Origin of the sequence: Sphaerochaeta sp. UBA5849 (assembly GCA_002432715.1) — a bacterium.
Classification (GTDB): Bacteria; Spirochaetota; Spirochaetia; order Sphaerochaetales; family Sphaerochaetaceae; genus Sphaerochaeta.
Map to the genome: position 1 here is coordinate 27023 of DJGJ01000022.1, position 15874 is coordinate 42896.

Below are 15874 nucleotides of genomic sequence, written 5' to 3' on the forward strand. Positions count from 1 at the left end.
GTATCCGTAGCTTATGATACCAAAAAAGGACAATCATGAAAGCAGCCCTGATTCTCATTCTGATAAGTCTAGCAATGCCGTTGGGAGCGAAGAATCCTACCGCCAATGATGTTACCGTGGCCATTGCGGCTATTACCGACTCCGCCATCTGCAACATCGCAGCCTTCTTGAACTCACCGCCCTTGGACTTGCCGGGTTCCACCTTGCATTTCAGGGCCAATGAATCGCTTCCCAATCTTTTGACTTTTCAGAATTCGGATATCGGTACCTATCTTGCGGTATTCATGAGAACCCGCCAACCGAACCCTTCCTTCTTTACAAGCCTGCTCAACTCTGCACGAGGGCCGCTCAATGATATAGCGATTCAGTATCTGACAGTTCATCAGTGGGAAGTGGGTCATGCAGTCCTCAAAGGAGCGATGGTCACCCAGTGGGGTGAAGGGGCAAACCTTTCCAGCCTGATGGCCGATGTGGTGACCAGCGGGAAAATTCCGGCCATCACCGTGGTGACCGATGTGACGGTACAAGGAAGAAGAGTGAGCACCCCTGTTCGTGTTGAGGGTACTTTTATGTTACACTCCGACGAAGAGGGATACTTTGCGGTAAAACCGCTCGCATTAAAAATCAATGGTGAGGAGAAGGGTGTGTAGGTCCGCCCTCATCTCCAAAAAGGAGAGATCATGTCCGATTGCGTCCAGAAGACCACAGCATTTCTTACCAAGTGGGGAATAGATCCTGCATCAGTCGATATGAAGACATTGCTCGCAACATTTTTGAGCGAGATGGAGAAGGGTCTTGAGCAGGAGAGCGGCAGCTCCCTGAAAATGATTCCAACCTACACCGAGGTGGCGCTCACGCTAGCCAAGGGCGAGCCTGTGATCGTCCTGGATGCAGGTGGAACGAATTTACGGACTTGTCTGGTCACCTTCGATGCACAGGGCAAGGCTCTTATTGAGGATTTCAAGAAGGTTTCGATGCCCGGGGTGAAGGAAGAGGTGAGCGCCCGGCAGTTTTTCAGCACCCTTGCCGATGAGGTGGAGCGGCTGATCGACAAGAGCGACAAGATTGGATTTTGCTTCTCCTATGCAGCCGCCATCACGCAAGACCATGATGGAATCCCCTTGGTCTTCTCCAAGGAGATCAAGGCGCCCGAGGTAATCGGAAAGAAGGTGGGGGCCGGCATGCTCGCTGAACTGGAAAGACGCGGCTACGATGTATCAAGGAAGAAGGTGGCGGTTCTCAATGACACGGTCGCCACCCTGCTTGCCGGCCAGAGTGCTGCAGGCGATATCCCCTACAGCGGCTTCATCGGATTCATCCTTGGTACCGGCACCAATACCGCCTATGTAGAACGAAACAGCAATATCTCCAAGCTCGGACTGTTTGATGGAAAGAACCAGATCATCAACATCGAGTCGGGGAATTTCGACTTCTGCCCCGGCAGGCTCGACCGTGAATATTTTGACTCCACCAAGCAGCCCGAACAGTATCATCTGGAGAAGATGATCAGCGGAGCCTACCTCGGTCCGTTGAGCACCCTGGTCATTCAGAAGGCGATCGCCGAAGGCGTGCTCAGTGCAACGTTTGCCAAGCGGTTCGAGCAACTGGGTACGGTCAGTACGACGGTGATGAGCAATTACCTTGAAATGCCGTTCAATACGAACTATGCCTTGGTTGCCTGCACTGATGGCAACGAGGACGATGCAATCGCCTTGTGGATGATCATCGACGCAGTCATTGCCCGTGCTGCCAAACTCACTGCTGCAAATCTTGCCGCCACCGTGCTCAAGAGCGGAGCGGGAACCGATCCCAGAAAGCCGGTGTGCATCAATGCAGACGGCACCACCTTCTACAAGACCGAGTATCTGAAACAGTATACCGAATACTACCTGCACACCTATCTGCAGCTTGAGCACAAGCGTTACTACCGCTTTGTGCGCATCGACGACTCTCCTATCATCGGGGCTGCCATCGCCGGCTTGAGCCTGTAGCGGGAGGCCGGTCGTGAGCGATTGTTTTTCCGTCGAGAAACGAAGCAGGATCATGGCCGGCATCAAGGCAAAGGATACCAAGGCGGAATTGGCCGTGCGCACCTTCCTTTTCCGCCAAGGGTTTCGCTATCGCATCCACGATACCCGCCTACCAGGGAAACCTGATATTGTACTTCCCAAATACAAGACCGTGATTTTCATCAACGGCTGTTTTTGGCACGCCCATCAAGGATGCAAGCATTTCACACTTCCCAAGACAAACCGTCCGTTTTGGGAACAAAAGCTTCTGAGAAACAGGGAGCGTGACCAATATGTGCTTGCATCACTGCTTCAGATGGGGTACCACGTATTGGTGGTTTGGGAGTGTGAACTTTCACCACCCGCCCGCAGGGAGGAGACACTTTTGGGTCTTGCAAATGAGATCTGGCAGGCTGAAGGCTAGGCTTCGTCGGCTCGCTGGATCAGGCTGCGATGCCATGCAAGCAGATACTCATACCGGCTCTCATCATCCCCTTGACAGTCGACAACCACTCGAAACACCGGTTCGGTCTTGCTGCCGCGCATCCACAGATAGTCGGTGATCACTCCATCCTTGTTCTTGAGGGCCACCTTGTACCCTCCATTGAATGCACCGTGGCGGAAGGCTTCACCCATCCCTTCATAGCTGTTCGTTCCCTCGGTCTGAAAGATGGTGTAGGAGCAGATACCCATCGCTGATAGTTCGTTCTTGCGTAGTTCCCAATCACTGAGAAACAAGACCTCGTACCGATTCTTGAGAATCCGATGGCTTTGCTTTACCTGCATTTTCCCTTCCTTGGAGAAGGAGCCTGTAGTGGTGTAGACCGGAAGGCTGGCGATCAGGCTGTCCAGCGTGATGAATCGGGGGACTTGTTTGCCGAGAGCGAGAAACCAAAGCTTGGCGATATCGCGGTTCCTTAAAAGTTTGACCAAGCTGAGCAGGGTGTTCAACGGATCGCGAACCTTGGCCGGGTGGGTGATATTCCCTCCGTTCGAGCCTTCCCCAAGCACCGGTACCAGATACCCTTGCTCCCGCTTCATTCTGGCAAGTTCCACAACATTCGACTCTCCCACTTCGCAGCGGAAGACTTCCGCATCGAAGGCTTGGGCGATGTGCTCGATGCGCATGGAAGTCGGTCCGTTCACTACGGTGGCCAAAAGCTTCTCCGGATTCTGCAACCTCGTCTGCGAGAGTTCTGCAAGCACCACCAAGGCGAATACGCTTTGGGCTTCCAGGATGTGTGCCTTGTCGCTCTGCTCTGAGATATATACAAGGTTGCCTCGGTCCCCATCGTTGTCGGGTACATAGCCGAGACGGTATGAATGATCCTTTGCATACAGCTCTTCGAGGGTGGTTCTGCACAGTTCGAGGTTTTCGCCTTCGGGGACGATGGCATGGACCACATCCCCCGGCCGATTGTTGATCAACATGACCTTCAAGCCAAGAGAGGAGAGCAGATGCTTGTCGATGCTGGCAGATCGTGCACTGCCGTTGAGCTCGCCCAGTACCGAGAGCGCTTCCTTCTGATGTGCCTGCAGCAAGCCCTGGCGGAAGCGGTCGTGGTCCGAAGCATCCGTACTTTTGGCCGCCGTGGTCAGGACAAATGTCTCATAGCGCTCAAGGCTCCTTGTACGTTCATAATCCACCTGCTCCAAGACCTTCCGATACAACGTTGGATCCATGGTTTCGGTAAGGTGCTGCAGGTAAGATGGGGCTCCGCTCTCCTGTGTCAGTATGTCTTTGTAGATTTCGGCGAGCTCATCAGCCTCTGCAAGGGAGTATACTCCTCCATCCTTGCCGAACTTGAAGCCGTTGTGCCCGATCGGGTTGTGGCTTGCCGAGACATAGAAGAATGCGTCGGCTTCGTTTGGATGGAGATTGCAGTCCGCCATGATCTGGGGGGCTGCACAGATGAACAGATAGCGCACCTTGCACCCTAAGGCGGTGAGCGTGCGACAGACGATATCACCAAGGATTCGACCTGTAGGCCTGGCATCGAGGCCGACAAGAATGGTTGTTTGTATCTCGGAATTTGCATATTTTCCGGTACGTACCGCTTCCTTCTGTGCAGAGGGCACACCGAGCTTGCGGGCAAGGGCAAGCGCTGCAAGTGCAGTCAGCATCGCAGAAGGGTTGCTTACTTCACAGCCTGCATCCTCTTCATCGCCGCTTTTCGCAAATACTTTCCGCCATCCCGAGGAAGAAAGAATCATGGTCGATAGTTCTTGGTGCAACTCTGTTTGGGAAGGCAGGGGGAAGGCCAGAGGATTGATCTGGTCATCGGCGATGATTATATGATGCATACTGTCATAGAAAAGCATAGATACCTCCACTACGCCGAGTATAGCATATATTGCCTAGTTTGCAGATGTGCGGTAGTGTGGATTCATGCAACCCACCTGTGCCGCCATCCACGATTTGAGCTGTTATGCAAAGAGCTCGCTGACCGTTGTCCTGCCTGTTCTAGAGGTGATGGGAGTTGAAGCGTGTCCGCTTCCCACCGCCCTGCTGTCCAGCCAGACCGATGGGTTTTCTTCCTATTATTTCAGGGATACGAGTGCTGACATCGAGGGGATTCTCGATGCGTGGAAAAATCTTGGCCTGCGCTTTGATGCAATCTACTCAGGCTTTCTCGGGAGCGCCGGCCAGGTCGCTTTGATCAAGCAGTTCATTCAGGACCAGCCTGCTGCCCTGACCCTTGTCGACCCGGTTCTCGGCGACGGTGGAAGTTTGTATGGACCGGTTACCGACCAGCAGGTGACGGCCATGCAGCAGTTGGTTTGCTGTGCCGACGTCATCACCCCCAACACCACCGAAGCGGCGCTGTTGCTCGGCCGTCCGTATCAAGAACAATTCGAGACAGGGACCGCGCTGGCGTGGGCAAGGGAACTTGCTCTTGCCACTGGTTCCAAGGTTGCCATCACCAGTGTTCCCTGCCGGGAGGCAAACGTGGTTGCCTGTTATGCAGACGGAGCCTCATACGTGGTGCCCTACCAGAGATTCAATGCTTCCTACCCTGGGTGCGGGGATTTGTTCGCCAGCCTGCTCTTGGGATTCCTGCTTGGTAAGGAGTCCTTCCAAAGTGCTGTCGAGCTTGCCGTCTCTTTCACCTCTAAGGCGATTGAAAGAACAATAGAGGCGGGCTATGAGATGCGTCATGGGATTTCTGTTTCACCTGTACTTGTCGAACTGGCAAAAAGATAGAAAGCCATATGAAAGCTGATGTCCTGGTGCTTGGTGCAACAAAACGAGAATTGGAAGGAGTGCTAACAAAGCTGGGTGAGCCGCTTGTGCTCGCCGGCCGTGAAGTTGTTGGGCTTACCCTCGGTGTGGGAAAGGTGCAAAGCGCCCTGGCCGCCATGCAAGCTGTCCATACCTATGCTCCCTCTTCGGTTGTGCTGCTCGGGTATGCAGGGGCGATCGATGCAGGACTGGCAATCGGGGATGGGTTTGTAGCGACAAAGGTGGTACAGTACGACTTGGACCTTCGCGCCTTTGCTCTTCAGCGAGGCCAGACCTTCGATGAAAATTCCAAGGTTGCGGCCTCTACCATCGATCTTTATGCTCCAGCGCTGTCCGGTTTCAAGCAAGTGGTTTTGGGCACGGCGGACCGGTTTCTGCTTCGCTCCTATCGCGAACAGAATCCATATCTCTCTGAAGAGTTGGGCCTTCAGGCAAGCGATATGGAAGGCTTTGCTGTTGCACGGGCATGCCAGGTGCTTGGATTGTCTTGCAGCATTCTCAAGGTAGTCAGCGATGACGGGCTTGGCCGTCGCCCAAAGGACTTCAAGCGTTTTGTAAGGCAGGCTGACGAATGTTTGCGGATGGGTTTGGCTCAATTGCTGGAATTGCCCAGCGAGAAATCACCAACGAGCTTATAGACGTTGCCGTCCCGTTTCACCTCGATCTTCCGATCGGGAAAATAGGTGGGGATGATCGAGCGCAGATACGCTATGGCCGATCGCTCGATGGCCTTTCGGTCTTCCTGCTTGACTGTCGAAAGCGTGCGGATTTCCACCGAAACCAAGTAGCCGCGGCCGTGGTCGCTGCCATAGCCCAGGGTGAACTGCGTCCCGGTGGAGAAGAGCCCGTCGTAGGCGACGCTTGCCGCTTTTCCCCTTGCCGGCCTGTTCGGATGCAAAGGATAGCGGTCTCCGTAGGTATCCTCGAGATAGTGGTCAAGGTCGTCGCACAACCTGCGCAGGACTGCCTCAAGCTCAATCTGCTTGGGGTGGGAGCTCATACGGTTCGCTCCCGTGTCGGGGTTTCTTCAATCTGGTAGCGCTGCAAAAACGAGTAGTAGGAGGACAGTGCTGGACTGTCATCAACGGGTGGCTCTTGCGGGGAAGGCAGCTGCTGTTGGGGCGGTGCGACTTCCTTGGGACCGAGTGTGAGCTGGTCGAAGCTTGTTCTTGCTGCTAAAAGCTTGGCATATTCGCGAATGCTCTCTTGATGCTCCTCGTAGATTTTTTCGGCTCCCTTGCTCATTGAGGCAAGTGCGAGCGTGCTGGTTGCATCCAGCTTGTACTCTTCACCAAGCTTTCCATGGATCCTGGTATAGGAAAGGTCCGGTATCTGCCGGGCGATGTGGTCGACGACCTGCATCTGTGCTGTAGCATAGATTTTCTGGATGGGGGCTCCCTTTGCAGGGTCGATCCAGCCTATCACGCCGGTACCTGCACCGCTGACGGTAAAGGTGAAATCACTGCTGGCTGTGGATAAGGAGAGGATGTGAAACTTTTTGGCATTCGGGTAGAGACGCTTGGCCTCCGTATAGGCGTAGAGGCATGGATTATTCGCCACTACGCCGCCATCGATGAAGGTCTGCATGGTGAGTTCCTGACGGTCGTACAGGTATGCGGGCCTGAAAAAAGTCGGGGCTGCGCTGGTCGCCCTTGCTGCTTCCCAAAACAGAAAGCCGTGCGAATCGCTTGAGCTCATGACAAAGGGCCTTCCGGTGGAAGCTTCATAACACATCACCATGGTCGGTACGACGGCATCCGAGAGCGGGATATCCTTGAACGTCTGCTTTAAAAACCGTTCCAAAGGCTCGCAATCATATTTATCAATGAAAATCTGGCTGAAAATCCGTCCTTGGTTTTTAGGGAAAATTTGCTTGCCATGTTTGAGGTACAGGGTTTGGAGGGTGTTGGTATCTACTCCAAACGGCAGTGTTCCAGAAAGGCTCTCCTTTCCCCGCTGCCTGCGCAGTCGCTGCAAAAAAGTCTGTTCTTCCTGCCGGTAGATATAGGAGATGTACCTGGTGTCGGCAATCAAATTGGTCCTTTCCACCGGTGCGCTGAGGGCCAGGGCAAGCAAGCCCCCGGTGGAAGTTCCTGCTATCAAATCAAAATGGGCATAGAGCGGTCGGTTGTCACCCATCTCCTCTAGCAAGGCCGAAAGTTTGGCAAGCAGAACCGAGGGTACAATCCCGCGCATCCCGCCTCCATCGATGGAGAGGATGTAACGTTCTTCCTCTTTGTTTTGTAGAGGAGTGCGTTTCAGGAAATCTCGTAATGCCATGCCATAAGAGTGATGAATTTGTGCTGTTGGGTCAAGCGTTTCGATACAGCTGTCCATTACTTACCTATACTATACGATATAACCAGTCCTAATACGGAATAATATAGAGGGATATAAAAAATATGGCGGTGCAGGGACTCTATGCATGAACGTTGCCTTTTCGGTACACTGCGTTCATGAATATGGTGATGGAAAAACAGGTGATGGGCGCGTACCGGCCCTGTACTCTCTGCCCGATTAGGTGCAAGGTCGATAGACTTGCAAAACAGAAGGGAAGATGCAGCCAGACATCCGACGTGAGGGTGGCTTGGGCAGGGCTGCACAAAGGCGAGGAACCCCCCATCACCGGAGAGAAGGGGTCCGGCATGATTTTCTTCAGCGGTTGCCCCCTCATGTGTGCCTACTGCCAGAATCATCAGATTTCCACTGCAGCACAGCCCATAGGCATTGAGTTGAGCATTGAGGAGCTGGCTGTCATCATGCTGGAGCTGCAGGGGATGGGAGCGACCAACCTCAACATGGTAACCGGTACTCATTTCATCCCTTCAATCATCGAGGCACTGCGCCTTGCCCGTTCAAAGGGCTTGGAGCTGGATGTCGTATGGAACAGTTCAGGGTTCGAGTCGATTGAGGGTTTGGCCCTGATCGATCCCTATGTCGATGTGTATCTGATCGATGTGAAAACCCTGGATCCTGATGTTGGTGCAACCTTCTGCGGTTTGAGACGTTATGCCGATGATATTCTGCCGGTCATGGAATTTCTCAAGCAAAGGCATCCTGCCACCTATGTGGATGAGAAGGGCAACCTCAAAGGCTTGTTGGTTCGGCATTTGGTCTTTCCAACAGCCATACAGGCCAGCTTTACCGTCCTTGAGTACTTTGCCCGGGAGTTGAAGGAGTGTGCCTATCTCTCCTTGATGGTGCAGTTTGAGCCTCCCCTGGGAAATGCATCATTCCCCCCTATCAGTGAAGAAGAGTATGATGCTCTGCTCTCGGCACTTGAGAATTTGGGAATCGAGGAAGGCTTTGTACAGGAGTTGGGGGAGAATGTCTCCTGGATACCTGATTTTACCCAGGAGAATCCTTTCCCGCAGGATTTTGCATCACCCCTGCCGTATTTCTTGTCGCTTAAGCGTTCTCGTCACCAATAACCGTACCCAGGAACGGCCTTCCATAGAGAATGTCCATGGTGTTCCGGATGTTCCTTCCGTCGGCGCAGACAACCTTCATGTGCATCTTTTCGGCACGCTTGCTGGCAATCGGATCGAAAGGAGTGCTTTTGCCGGGAGTCCATTGATTACCCACCATCGTTCTATAGTCTGCCCAGCTGATCGAATCCAGAGGCTTTGCATCGGGATTCTTCTTCGGGTCGTCGGTATAGACCTTGGCGATATTGCTGAGGTTGATGATGAGCCTGCCTTCAAAGCGCTCCGCCAGGATGACCGCATCGTTGTCGGTTGAGAAGCCGGGCTTCCAACCGGCGGCAACCAAAACCTGCCCCCGGAAATTAATATGTCCGGTCGGGTCGGTGATGAGGTTGTCTGTACAAAACTCGCTGAGCATCGCTTTGACCAGCTGGCCGTTGATGTGGGTCGCACGGATACCCAGCCAATCGAGCTCTTCGCTGTCGACATCCTCCCGGATTTCCCTCATCGCTTGCTGATACACCCTTGCCGGGGATCCTCCTCCGCATACCAAGATGATTTTCCTGCTCCTGTCTTCAATCAAGTATGTTCTGAGAGCCTCATTGAGCTGCCTGAGAAAGGCGGTGTCCACCTTGTCCGGTGCAATGATGGATCCTCCAAGTGAAATGACTGCCAAATTGTTCATTGAATCCTCCGTCCTGCATCGTACCAGATTTGTGCAACGCTCTCAATCATTGGTTGGCGTTTGCCTATCAATTCAGGACCCCAGATCTCGCTTCTCGCATAGCCTATTCTGTTGTTTCGGGCACCTCGAGTATCTCCACCAAGTCCTCCGGTTCAAGCCTGAATGGAGACCCTTTGCCTTCAAAAAAGCAATGGTCGGCGATGAAGTGGATGTGCAGGTCGGTGTAGACGATTGATCTGCCGGTCTTCTTGTTCACAACCGTCGTATTGATCTTCCCGTACATGCCTTTTCCTCCGAAGGGGGAGGGCAGAAGACCTCGTACGGAATCAACCTTCACATCGAACGCATTATCTACAGAGATAAACTCGCCGAGCCCTCCGAGGCCCAATTCCCTGAAATACTCCATGCGTTCGGCTATTGCCTTGCAGGTTGTCTTCAATCTGCTGACCGTCATGCTGTCGCTGGCAATGATATCGACAAGGTTGCGCGTATCATCACCGAGGAACCCATCCAAGGTGATGACACCTTTCTTCATCTGCTGCTGAATCTTATCATACTCGGGCGTCTGCTTCATCATCGGCTCCTTGTCATGAGAACTTGTCGTAGAAAATGTTCTCAGGCGCTACGTTCAGCTCGGTGAGAACAGCCATACAGGCGTTGATCATCCCCGGGCTTCCGCACAGGTACGCCTCGCTGTTGGGGCCGTCCTTGACCATGCGCCTGACCACATCGGTGATAAGACCGGTTTCTCCCTCCCAATTGTCCTCTGCAGCCGGCTCGCTGAGAGCGGGCACGAACGTGAAGTTCGGCAAACGTTGCTCCAAGGCATGCATCTCATCAAGGAGAAAGAGGTCCCGCTTTGATCGGGCACCAAAGAAGTACATGGCTTTGCGGTTGATTCCTTTTTGGGCCATATCCATCAGAATCGACTTGATAGGAGCCATGCCCGATCCTCCGGCGATGAAGATGATGTTCCGGTCGCTTTCACGCAGATAAAACTCACCATATGGACCGTTGATGGTCACCTCATCACCTTCCTTGAGGATTGTATGCACGTAGGTGGTGCAAATCCCATTGGGAACCAAGCGAATTTCCAGTTCCACCCTCGTATTGTCATCCGGTGGCGATGCAACCGAATATGCACGATACACGCTCTCTTCGGTGTTCTCATACTCAGGAACTTTAAACTGGATGTATTGGCCGGCCAACGGCGTGATGGTCTCACCGTCCTTGAGGCGCAGCGTCACCTCCTTGATGTCATGGGTGAGGTCGCGGATGCGTTCGACCCTTGTGATGAACTCCCTGACCGAGAACAGCTCCTCGGGAATGACGATGGCGACATCCGCCTTCACCTTGAACTGGCAGGAGAGTCTGACCTGCTGTTTTTTCTCATCCTCGCTGATGAAGGGCAGCTCGGTGGGCAGATACTCTCCGCCTCCTTGGACTACGCGAACCTTGCACAAGCCGCAGGAGCCCCGTCCGCCGCAGGCCGAAGGAATGAACACGCCTTCCTGGTTCAATGCCTTGAGCAGCGGTTGGCCGCCTTTCACCTCAAGCTCCTTCGTTCCATCATTGATGGAAATCCTGACGATTCCGTAGTTGCCGATGGTGGCATCGGCGATGACCATCAAGAGGGCAAGGAACACCGAGATGAGACTGATGACAGCGATGCTTATCAGAAGGGTGATGACCATACGCTTCTCCTTATGATACGGCGATCATGCCGGAGAAGCCCATGAATGCCATGGCCATGAATCCAGCGATTATCAGGGTGATGCCGGGGCCCTCCAAGGCGGGCACAACCTTGGCGTTCTTCAGCTTCACCCGGATGCCGGCCATTGCGATGATGGCGACAAACCAACCGATGCCGCTTCCAAGTCCGAATACGAAGGATGTAAAGAATGAATACTCTCGAATGACCATGAACAAGCTGACACCCAGGATTGCACAGTTGACGGTGATCAGGGGCAGGAAAATGCCCAATGATTGGTACAGCGGCTCGCTGTATCGCTCGATGGCCATCTCGGTGAGCTGCACGAAGGCGGCGATGACGATGATGAACACTATGAAGCGAAGGTATTCCAACCCAAAAGGAAGCAGCAGGTACTCATACACCAGCCAGTTCAGCGGTGTGGTGGTGGCCATGACGAATATGACGGCGACCCCCAACCCCAACGAGGTCTTCATCTCCTTTGAGACCGAGAGGAACGAACAGGTGCCCAGATAATTGGTCAACAGGATGTTGCTGGTGAAAATCGAGGCAAAGAATACGGACAGAGGAAGTAGAGCGTCATGCATGGCTGGCCTCCTTCATGATTGTTTCGCGAATGATCCAAATCAGGATGGCAAGGACGAAGAACCCTCCCGGGGGCATGATCATGATCGACCAGTTCGTCCACCAACTTCCCAGAATCCTGTAGCCCCAGAGGCTTCCTGTTCCCAAAAGTTCTCTGACAAAGGCGATGGCAAGCAGCACGTACGCGTACCCCAGACCGGATGCAAGGCCATCGACAAGAGAGAGCATGGGCTTGTTCTGCAGCGCAAAGGCTTCAACACGGCCCATGACGATGCAGTTTGTGATGATCAGTCCGACATAAGGTCCAAGCTGTTTCCACATCTCCGGATAAAAAGCCTTGAGCACGATGTCGACGATGATGACAAACGTTGCAATGACCATGGTTTCCACCATCATGCGGATTCGTGATGGGATATGGTTGCGCATCAGTGAAATGGTCCAGCTGGAAAGGGCGGTGGTGAACAGTACGCCCAGCGTCATGACCATGGTGTTCTGCAGCTTGTTTGTTACGGCGAGGGTGGAGCAGATGCCCAATATCTGGACGAACACCGGATTGTTTTTCCCCAGTGGTTCCAGGAAGGTTTTCCGTACTTTGTTCTTGGCCATGTCACTCTCCTCTTACGATGCGCTTGGCGGCATCTGCAGCCTGGTTTGCAAGGTTCCTGAAATATTCCGAGGTGCGGGTTGCACCGGTTATTGCATCCACTTCATTGGAGGCTGTTGCAGTCCCTTCTTCCACCAAGGTAAAAGGTGGCCGCTTGCCTCTGAATTGGTCTGTGAACCAAGGCTCCTCAATGCGGGCTCCCAAACCCGGTGTCTCATTCTGGCTTACGATGGCGACTCCGGTGAATGTTTGCAGGTCCTCTTCGAACCCGACCATGATGGAGATGGTACCCCACAGCCCCGGTCCTTCAAGCGGGATTATGAACCGTTTGCCGTCGGAGCCTGAGGTTGTGAAATAGCCGTCGGCTTCCTCAACACGCTTCAGGTAAGCTTCCTCAATGCCGGCCGTAGTGTTCACATAGGTGATTCCGGCTGCATCGAGAACGGCTTTCCTGGTAAAGGAAAGTTCATTTGCGTTGGCCCGGTCCTGTGTTGCCAGATGAATGCCTGCTGTCAACAGAATGCAGAAAAAGGTAATCAGGAACATAAACAGCAGAGGGTAGATGCGATCTTTGTAAAATGTTTTTTGCACACTCATGCAGCACCTCCCTGTGCGCGTTTCTGCTTCTTCTTTGCTTTTGCACTTTTAAGCATGGTGTCAAGCAGGGGGGCGAACATATTGGCGATGAGAATGGCAAATGTCACGCCCTCGATCCAAGTGGAGAAGGTGCGTATCAATACGGTCAAAAAGCCGAAGAGTGCTCCGTAGATCCATTTGCCGGTATCGGTCGACTGGGAAGCCGACACCGGGTCGGTGATCATGAAAAAGGCTGCCAAGAGGAAGCTGCCCGAGAAGAGGGCTGTGAGGGGGGATGAGACCGATGCCAAGCCGTGCTCGGTTGCAATCTGCAGTCCGCTTGCCCAGAAGATGGTTTGCAGCAGGATGAACGAAATCAGTGAGGAGGCGACTATTTTCCAGTTTGCGGCCTTCTTGTAGACTATGTACAGGCCTCCAAGAAGTATCAACACCGCACTGGTTTCACCAAAACTGCCGCTGGTAAAGCCCAAAAACAGGTCAAGAAGCGATTCGCTCCCGGTGACAAGCGGGGTTGCAGCAGAGACACTGTCAGCCTTGCTGAGCCACGATCCCAACCCTGCAGGGAAGAAACCGAGGGAAACGGCATTTCCGACAAAAGCTGCCGTCATGGGAAAGCCGAAGCTGATGTAGACGAATGCCCGGGCGGTAATGGCGGGATTGAAGATATTCTTTCCAAAGCCTCCGAAGACCATTTTCCCGAAAATGATACCGAAAGCGATACCCGTGGCTGCTATCCAAAGGGGTATGGTCGGAGGCAGCGAAAGCGCGAACAGCGTGCAGGATACAAACAGCGACTCGGTCACCTTGAATCCATATCGCTTGAACATAAGCCATTCGCATGCAAGTCCTGTGGCGGTAACGACTGCAAGGGTGGCGATAAACCGCCAACCAAAAAAATAGAGTGCGGCAACGCAAAGCGGTGCGAGCCCGTAAAGGACTGTTCGCATAGCCTGTTGTTTCTGAATTTTCACCTTTCCTCTCCCTCTGTTTGCTGTAGTATACGGCAAGTTTTGTAAGAAGTAAAAAAATAAACTCCAGGGAAATATCGCTTCTTGAGTGCTCAGTGTACCAAATTCTCAGTCAAGGGAACGAATATAGCACCTTCGTCGCTTGTGTTGCTCGGTATGAAAGCTCTTCCACTGCGTCTGTACATTGTTGTTGTCCTCCAGTTCAGGGCCGGTCTCCGCATACAATACACCGTTGGCGATGGCTCGCTTGATGCCCTCGTTCATGATGATTGCATTGACGCCCCTTCCAAAATACTCCGGTTTAACGGCAATGAGATACATGTCCAGTACCTGATGTGTTTTCAAGGCTTTCAGAATATGCAGGAATCCCAAGGGGAAGATCCGTCCCCGGGAGGCCTGGAGGGGTTTTGAGAGGGACGGCACCATGATGCCGAAGCCGATGACCGACTGCTGTGCATCGACCACGACGAAGATGTACTCCAGGCTGATCAGGCTGAAAAACTGCTTGATGGCCATATCAATCTGTCCATCACTGAGAGGGCAGAAGCCGTAGAGCTTTGCAAACGACTCATTGTACATATGGAACATCTGGTGGGCATAGGGCATGACCTCCTTTTTCTTTGAGAAGGAGAGCAGTCGATAGCCGTGCCGTTTCTGTGCAAATTCGCATATCCGCTCGATGCGGGGGTCCGGCTTCGGGGGTACAAAAACCTTGTACTCCACCCAGTCGATATCCTTGGTAAATCCCAGTTGTGTGAGATGCTCATGGTAGTAGGGATGGTTGTACAGGGTGATGAACATCCCGATTTGGTCGAACCCTTCCACCAGCAGGCCCTGCTTGTCCAAGTCTGAAAAACCGATCGGGCCGATGACGGTATTCATGCCTTTCTGCCTGCCCCAGGCCAAGACAGCATCGAAGAGAAGCCGGCTGACCTCGATGTCGTCGATGACATCGTAGCGGGTGAAGCGCATGTATGCCTGATTTTTGATTTTGTTGAGCTTGTGGTTGATAAGGCCGGCAACCCGGCCGACAACCTTGCCGTCTTTCCTGGCAAGGAAAGCAATGGTCTCACAATACTCGAATGCAGGGTTCTTCTTGGGGTTGAAGTTCCACTTCTCATCAAGCAACAAGGTTGGGACATAGTAGGGATTGTCTGTATATAAACGATTGGGAAAGTCAAAGAAGAGCTTCCAATCATGCTTGGTGGATACAGGGTGGACTGAAATCATGGGAACCTCCGGCGTTTGCCTTTTGCCATTGTATCGCATTTGGCTTGGGTTGCAACCGTGAGTTGCATGTTTTTCTACACTCTTCCAAGAGTTGTAGCCTATCTGTTACCCTCTTGTAATGACAAGAGGGCTTCTTGGGTTGCTGTGATATCCCTGACCTTTGGATTGGATATCTTGTCCTTGAAAAAGCGATGACGGCCGGCACAGCTTCAAAAGAAGACATCCGGCCGGACAGCAGGTGCTGGCAGAGCCAAAGAAACGGGTATAGTACATAGGCAAAAGGCCCCATCATCTGCCGTGCCTGCTCCCGTTGCTCATCCCGCCGTCGGCGGTGTAAAGCTTGCTTGCCGCAGGGTACCGGGCCATCCCCATCTCGTACCACCACTGCCTGACGGAATTCACTGCGAACCTGGCCGTGTCGGAACTGATGCCCAGGTTGATGAACCCTTCGTTCCCAGCTATGTCGTACACCCCGTACGGGGCGACCTTCACAGGCTGTCCTGACTTGGCATACTCGGCCCCCTGGTTCTTGCAATCGATGGAGATTACCGGAAGCCCCTCGGACATGAACGCCTTGGCCGTCTCGCTTATATGCCGGAACTGCTCATCCCTGTCAGGATGGGGTTCTCCCACTTGAAGCATCTTTTGGTTCAGCTGCAGGCTGTAGCCGAGGTCGTTGAGCATCTGCCTGACCTTCGAGAAGGAAACCGCAAAGCCCTTTCCCCCCAGGGCGTCACTCAGGTTCCTCAGGCTCTTGGTTGTCCACCTCAGCGGGGACTGGGGATCCCCGTAGCTGCTTTCCGCTACCAAGCCCTC

General features: G+C 53.3%; 18 protein-coding genes. 6 read left to right on the forward strand and 12 right to left on the reverse strand.

Annotation, left to right across the window (positions count from 1 at the left end):
• The first annotated feature begins 35 nt into the window (after window positions 1-35).
• Genes B3K89_RS03550 through B3K89_RS03560 form a run of 3 tightly spaced genes read left to right on the forward strand, consistent with a single transcriptional unit; the run spans window position 36 to window position 2433 of the window.
• Window positions 36-650, forward strand: coding sequence for a hypothetical protein (locus tag B3K89_RS03550; protein WP_293894605.1), 615 nt, complete (start codon window positions 36-38; stop codon window positions 648-650).
• Between the two features lie 30 nt (window positions 651-680).
• A complete protein-coding gene (locus B3K89_RS03555) occupies window positions 681-1991 on the forward strand; it encodes a hexokinase family protein (protein WP_293894602.1) in 1311 nt (436 codons plus the stop codon).
• A 13-nt stretch (window positions 1992-2004) separates the two neighbouring features.
• Entirely contained in the window at window positions 2005-2433 is a 429-nt protein-coding gene (locus B3K89_RS03560; protein WP_293894600.1) for a very short patch repair endonuclease, read from the forward strand.
• Here B3K89_RS03560 and B3K89_RS03565 read toward each other — a convergent pair.
• Window positions 2430-4331, reverse strand: coding sequence for a phosphoglucomutase (locus tag B3K89_RS03565; protein ID WP_293894598.1), 1902 nt, complete (start codon window positions 4329-4331; stop codon window positions 2430-2432). The two genes, B3K89_RS03560 and B3K89_RS03565, sit on opposite strands and share 4 nt — an antisense overlap.
• A gap of 67 nt (window positions 4332-4398) precedes the next feature.
• Here B3K89_RS03565 and B3K89_RS03570 point away from each other — a divergent pair, with 67 nt between their 5' ends.
• Together B3K89_RS03570 and B3K89_RS03575 are read left to right on the forward strand one after the other, a co-directional pair.
• Complete coding sequence (locus B3K89_RS03570; protein ID WP_293894596.1) at window positions 4399-5214, forward strand: pyridoxamine kinase; 816 nt, start codon at window positions 4399-4401, stop codon at window positions 5212-5214.
• An 8-nt stretch (window positions 5215-5222) separates the two neighbouring features.
• A complete protein-coding gene (locus tag B3K89_RS03575; protein ID WP_293894594.1) occupies window positions 5223-5891 on the forward strand; it encodes a 5'-methylthioadenosine/S-adenosylhomocysteine nucleosidase in 669 nt (222 codons plus the stop codon).
• Here B3K89_RS03575 and B3K89_RS03580 read toward each other — a convergent pair.
• Both B3K89_RS03580 and B3K89_RS03585 read right to left on the reverse strand, forming a co-directional pair.
• Window positions 5846-6253 carry a hypothetical protein gene (locus B3K89_RS03580; protein WP_293894591.1) on the reverse strand — a complete coding sequence of 136 codons (408 nt, stop codon included), beginning with the start codon at window positions 6251-6253 and terminating at the stop codon, window positions 5846-5848. The genes B3K89_RS03575 and B3K89_RS03580 overlap by 46 nt on opposite strands.
• Entirely contained in the window at window positions 6250-7533 is a 1284-nt protein-coding gene (locus B3K89_RS03585; RefSeq protein ID WP_293894588.1) for a patatin-like phospholipase family protein, read from the reverse strand. The genes B3K89_RS03580 and B3K89_RS03585 overlap by 4 nt, the downstream gene beginning before the upstream one ends.
• A gap of 176 nt (window positions 7534-7709) precedes the next feature.
• On the opposite strand from B3K89_RS03585, the gene B3K89_RS03590 reads away from it, so the two are divergent.
• Window positions 7710-8684, forward strand: coding sequence for a radical SAM protein (locus B3K89_RS03590; protein WP_293894585.1), 975 nt, complete (start codon window positions 7710-7712; stop codon window positions 8682-8684).
• Here B3K89_RS03590 and pyrH read toward each other — a convergent pair.
• The 9 genes from pyrH to B3K89_RS03635 form a co-directional block, all read right to left on the reverse strand.
• Entirely contained in the window at window positions 8662-9363 is a 702-nt protein-coding gene (gene pyrH / locus B3K89_RS03595; RefSeq protein ID WP_293894582.1) for a UMP kinase, read from the reverse strand. The genes B3K89_RS03590 and pyrH overlap by 23 nt on opposite strands.
• A 103-nt stretch (window positions 9364-9466) precedes the next feature.
• Window positions 9467-9937, reverse strand: a complete 471-nt coding sequence (locus B3K89_RS03600) for a hypothetical protein (RefSeq protein WP_293894579.1) — start codon at window positions 9935-9937, stop codon at window positions 9467-9469.
• Between the two features lie 13 nt (window positions 9938-9950).
• A complete protein-coding gene (locus B3K89_RS03605; RefSeq protein WP_293894576.1) occupies window positions 9951-11057 on the reverse strand; it encodes an NADH:ubiquinone reductase (Na(+)-transporting) subunit F in 1107 nt (368 codons plus the stop codon).
• Between the two features lie 10 nt (window positions 11058-11067).
• A complete protein-coding gene (locus tag B3K89_RS03610; protein WP_293894573.1) occupies window positions 11068-11661 on the reverse strand; it encodes an NADH:ubiquinone reductase (Na(+)-transporting) subunit E in 594 nt (197 codons plus the stop codon).
• Window positions 11654-12265 (reverse strand): NADH:ubiquinone reductase (Na(+)-transporting) subunit D, encoded by a 612-nt coding sequence (locus B3K89_RS03615; protein ID WP_293894570.1) that lies wholly within the window; start codon window positions 12263-12265, stop codon window positions 11654-11656. Before B3K89_RS03615 ends, B3K89_RS03610 begins: the two co-directional genes overlap by 8 nt.
• A 1-nt stretch (window position 12266) precedes the next feature.
• A complete protein-coding gene (locus B3K89_RS03620) occupies window positions 12267-12860 on the reverse strand; it encodes an FMN-binding protein (RefSeq protein ID WP_293894567.1) in 594 nt (197 codons plus the stop codon).
• Window positions 12857-13831: an RnfABCDGE type electron transport complex subunit D gene (locus B3K89_RS03625; protein ID WP_293894564.1), complete on the reverse strand. Its 975-nt coding sequence runs from the start codon at window positions 13829-13831 to the stop codon at window positions 12857-12859. The genes B3K89_RS03620 and B3K89_RS03625 overlap by 4 nt, the downstream gene beginning before the upstream one ends.
• Window positions 13832-13936: 105 nt before the next feature.
• Window positions 13937-15058 carry a hypothetical protein gene (locus B3K89_RS03630; protein ID WP_293894561.1) on the reverse strand — a complete coding sequence of 374 codons (1122 nt, stop codon included), beginning with the start codon at window positions 15056-15058 and terminating at the stop codon, window positions 13937-13939.
• 288 nt (window positions 15059-15346) lie between these two features.
• Window positions 15347-15874, reverse strand: a 528-nt coding sequence (locus B3K89_RS03635; protein ID WP_414712337.1) for an ISAzo13-like element transposase-related protein, incomplete at its 5' end; no start/stop codon positions are given.